This is a genomic window from Bacillus sp. K2I17, from assembly GCF_002209985.1.
GTDB classification, from domain to species: Bacteria; Bacillota; Bacilli; order Bacillales; family Bacillaceae_G; genus Bacillus_A; species Bacillus_A wiedmannii.
The window spans coordinates 1-4,089 of the sequence record NZ_NJGF01000091.1; the positions used below are offsets into that span (position 1 = coordinate 1).

Annotated in this window: 3 protein-coding genes; all 3 read right to left on the bottom strand. The window is 31.8% G+C overall.

Features of this window, described 5'->3' with window-relative positions; all coding sequences use genetic code 11:
- Positions 1–286 precede the first annotated feature (286 nt).
- Positions 287–1,174: a DMT family transporter gene (locus CER22_RS30615; RefSeq protein WP_088610465.1), complete on the bottom strand. Its 888-nt coding sequence runs from the start codon at positions 1,172–1,174 to the stop codon at positions 287–289.
- 144 nt (positions 1,175–1,318) lie between these two features.
- Entirely contained in the window at positions 1,319–2,065 is a 747-nt protein-coding gene (locus tag CER22_RS30620; protein ID WP_142293612.1) for an SDR family NAD(P)-dependent oxidoreductase, read from the bottom strand.
- Positions 2,062–2,802, bottom strand: a complete 741-nt coding sequence (locus CER22_RS30625; RefSeq protein ID WP_088610464.1) for a 2OG-Fe dioxygenase family protein — start codon at positions 2,800–2,802, stop codon at positions 2,062–2,064. The genes CER22_RS30620 and CER22_RS30625 overlap by 4 nt, the downstream gene beginning before the upstream one ends.
- Positions 2,803–4,089: the final 1,287 nt, after the last annotated feature.

Consider the following 4,089-nt stretch of genomic DNA (forward strand, 5'->3'; position numbering starts at 1 on the left):
GTATGCTAATAATTAAATGATACATATATTGAGACTGTTTCTTCATTAATCATTCCCACTCTTTATATTATTATAGTAAAATTTAAAATAAATAGAATATATATAATTAGATATCTAAATAGTTAGATACCTCATAAACTTAAGAAAAAATAAGATGAATTTCCAAAGAAATCACCTGTAGAAAAAGAAATTTTTTACTGTTTTGGGGTGTTTCTTTTCACTAGATTGATGGGCATGTCCTGCTACCCCAATTATGTCGCAAGTGTTTTTTTATGATTTGATTATTTTACAATACACCAGCGTCGTCTTCTATAGTTTGTTTTTTTAATTTTCGGGTCTTATTTTTAGATTTTTTGAAAGTTAGAGCCATACCAACAAAAATTAGAGTAATCCCTGATACTTGCATTAAAGTTGGTCGGAATCCTGTAAGCACCGTGTCCAATAAAATTGCTACAGCTGGATCTAAAAAAACTAATATCGAGATTAATTTTGTTGATAAATCACGTAAGCTATCAAAGAATAAGTAGTATACCAATCCTGTATGGATAAGGCCGGTTGCTATAATATACGTCCAATTACTTTGAGTCAGTCCATGGAATGCATCAAAATCTATAAAGGGTATTAGAAGAAAAATCCCTAAAAATGTTTGCAAAAAGGTCATTGCATAAGCACTCATGTTCTTAATACCTTTTCCAAATAAAGTTGTAAATGCATAAAACAGAGCTGCGAGAAGTCCCCAAACCATGCCAGAAGACATTATCGAGTCGAAAGAAAAGTTTTTGTTTATGCCAGCGATTAATAACGCTCCTACAAAGCAGATAATGATAGAGATAACAGATAATACTGTTAATTTTTCTTTAAAAACAATACTTCCAATGATAAGTACAATTATTGGAGCAAGGTGATAGACTGATATTGCAACTGTGACTGACATATTTTCAAATGCTTTAAATAAAAATACCCAATTAAATACAAGGAAAAATCCACATATCAAGACTTGAATAACTTCTTTTCGTTCCCATTTATCATGTTTGTACTGTCCAGTAATAAGCCAGCATAGACTTAAAAATATTGTAGCAAAAATGCATCGTACAAATACCAACTCAAATGAAGGTAAATTTGTTTGTACGGAAAAAAAGCCGACTGAACCGAAAATAACCATTGATATTATCATCTTCAAAGCCGGTAATGATTTTCTCTCAATAGAATTTTGTTGAATCAATTTAATCCCCCCGTTAAATATCTAATTTTTAGTAAGAAAAGCACCGACCTTCTATAAAGGACAGGTGCTTTTAATTTATCTACAAAAAACACTTAATTATAAATTCTTCCCAGCTGTCCAACCGCCATCTATGACAAAGTTGGAACCTGTAACAAAGCGAGCCTGATCAGAAATTAAATATTCAATACACGAAACAATATCCTGCGGTAGTCCCCACGTATCTAAGGATTGATTGCTTTTTATAAGGGATACCAAACGCTCATCACTAAAATATTCTTCTGTAAGCTCTGTTCTAATGACACCGGGAGAAATACTGTTCACTCGTATGTTTTGCTTACCAAACTCCATAGCCATCTGTTTAGTAAGTCCAATTAGAGCATGTTTTGATGCAACATAAGCCGCTCTTTCAGGTTCAGCCATTAATCCTGAAATAGATGCTATATTTACTATGCAACCTTTTGTTTTAGACTTGTACCAACGCTTAGCAGCTTCCCTTGAAAGAATAAAGGGTGCTACTAAATTAACATCTATTACTTTTTTAAATAGATCATCAGAAAGTTCTAATACAGGTGTTATTTCCCTAATACCAGCGGCGTTTATAAGTATGTCGGGACAAAGGGTATCTGTATCCAATTGTATAAAAAGATTATTAATCTCATTGCTGTTACTTAAATCTATTTGTACTAACTTAAAAGACGTATGTGTTTTTGTATAGTCTACTAATTTATTTGTATTAATATCAAGAGCTATTACATTGAATGATTTTTCTAAAAAATATTCAATACAAGCATTTCCTATACCGCTGTTGGCGCCTGAAATCATAATAGTTTTATTTTTTATCATTTTGGCTCCTTATAAGAAAACGTTACTAATAAAATGTCACGTACGGCTTCTGTATTACACTCTGTTCCTAGTGGTGTTACAGCGTGGAATACCTTTTGTCCAAATACTAAAGTTTCTAGGGGATCCTTCAAACTTATAAACTTGTTAATTTCCCTAGGGCTGTTTGCAATTAGATTGTCTCCGCCAAGAGCTGTATTACTTAAATTCATGAGATGTAAAAAGACAATCGGCTCATCATCCTTATGTAGCCAAATTGGAGAGCTAAAAGAAGGGTTTTCTCTCGTTGCCTTATATCTTACTTGATGTAAACCTATAATTATATCCTTACTTGTATCAAGTATGTTTGTATTAAATGCAAATTCACTATCAAAGCGAACAATTTTCTCAATTAATGAGTTATGTAAAAATTCATCTGTTATACTGTTGAAATTTCTAATTTTCCCACCATCGTCATAATTATATTCTTCAGATTGGAAATATCCATTGTCTGTATCTAGAACATAATCTGAAGAACCAGCGTATTTTATATATCTTGAATAGGCTCTAGCGCGACATTCGCCATATGCGTCGTTTTGTAAGCTGTAGTAGTCTAACTGTGCTTTCGTTAGTAATGCCTGATCTTCTTGATCTTGTAAAAAAATATCATTAGCGATTTGAATGTATCCATTTGATTCGAATTCATGTACATTTTGTTCTACGTCAAAACTGCTTGTCTTATTAGAAACTGTTGTTAGCATAAGAGCACCTCAAACTTTCAAATTATATTTTCCCCACTGTATATTCAGAATGAAGCATGGGTTGAGGAGTAATATGTTTAATAACCTTAAATATAACTTATTAAATTAATACACAACATTAACTATCCATTAACTATTTGGTTATTAATCACTCCAATTACAGTATAAACCATATTAGAGAATTTTTGCAAACTCTTTCGAATTGTATGAAATTTTATTTTAATTAGTTTTTTATTCTGACTCGCTAGGCTTTTTCTCTTTATTCCCCATTTTTGCTTGTCCCCTCCAAAATGTAAGGTGTATCATTCAAATGAATTTTTTTCAAATAACGTCGATTAATCCATCTGTATAAATATATGTATATACAGAAAAGATTTGATATTTTAAAAAGGTAAAATATTACCTTTTATTAGTAGAATGTTTTATCTCCATATTTTTATTATTGAAAAAACTAACTGTTAAATCAAATGCAAATATTCATATCGTTATTTCTTAATTTTAACATATAAAGAACCGCCACTTCTAAATGGAACGCTATGCATGACCACCGTCATCCTAGTCCAGCGCTAATCTATTAGCAAAACAGTGACCCCTCATTTCGAGTGCCTTCTCTTTTTATCTTCCTTTTTCAATAAGAAACATGCAACACCTTTCCCATGTTGCGTACTCTTAGTGCAAAACAAGCAACACCTTTCCCACGTCGCGTACTCTTCCAGTAAAACAAGCAACGTTTTTCCCGTGTTGCGTACTTATTTCTCTCAACAAGCAACACCAAATATTTATATTATTTAATTTCAAGCCTAAAAAGAGCAACGTTTTTCCCAGGTCGCGTACCTATCTTACTAACAAAATTATCTACAAACGCTTTTATATCAGGCAATTCAAGATATCTAACCAAAAATTATCTATATATTTTACAAAAAATCTTTCCCAAGTCGCGTACCCATTTTCCAAAAAAAGAAGCAACATCTTTCCCGAGTTGCGTACCTACATTTTATTGAAATACCTATAAAGTATTGTTATTAAAGGATTTGTCCTATTCTCAATAAATAGCATCATACAAAAAAAGAGCAACACTCCTTCCCAAGTCGCGTACCAAAAGTTTTTTTAAACTTTTTTTCAATCCCTTGTGACTCTAAGGCTCATAAGGTGTTGCTTTTTTTAAAATGCTCTCTTAAAGGGCACATTTTTACAAAATTCGTTTTGATATAATCAAAATTAGTATATTTTATAGTCTTTTGGCATATATTTCTGAATTTGTAGAACGGAGGTGAAAAAGATGGGGAA

Bases quoted from the DNA above. Each gene is read 5' to 3' on its own strand.
- CER22_RS30620 (WP_142293612.1), bottom strand. From the start codon at position 2,065: ATGATAAAAAATAAAACTATTATGATTTCAGGCGCCAACAGCGGTATA.
- CER22_RS30625 (WP_088610464.1), bottom strand. From the start codon at position 2,802: ATGCTAACAACAGTTTCTAATAAGACAAGCAGTTTTGACGTAGAACAA.
- CER22_RS30615 (WP_088610465.1), bottom strand. From the start codon at position 1,174: ATGATAATATCAATGGTTATTTTCGGTTCAGTCGGCTTTTTTTCCGTA.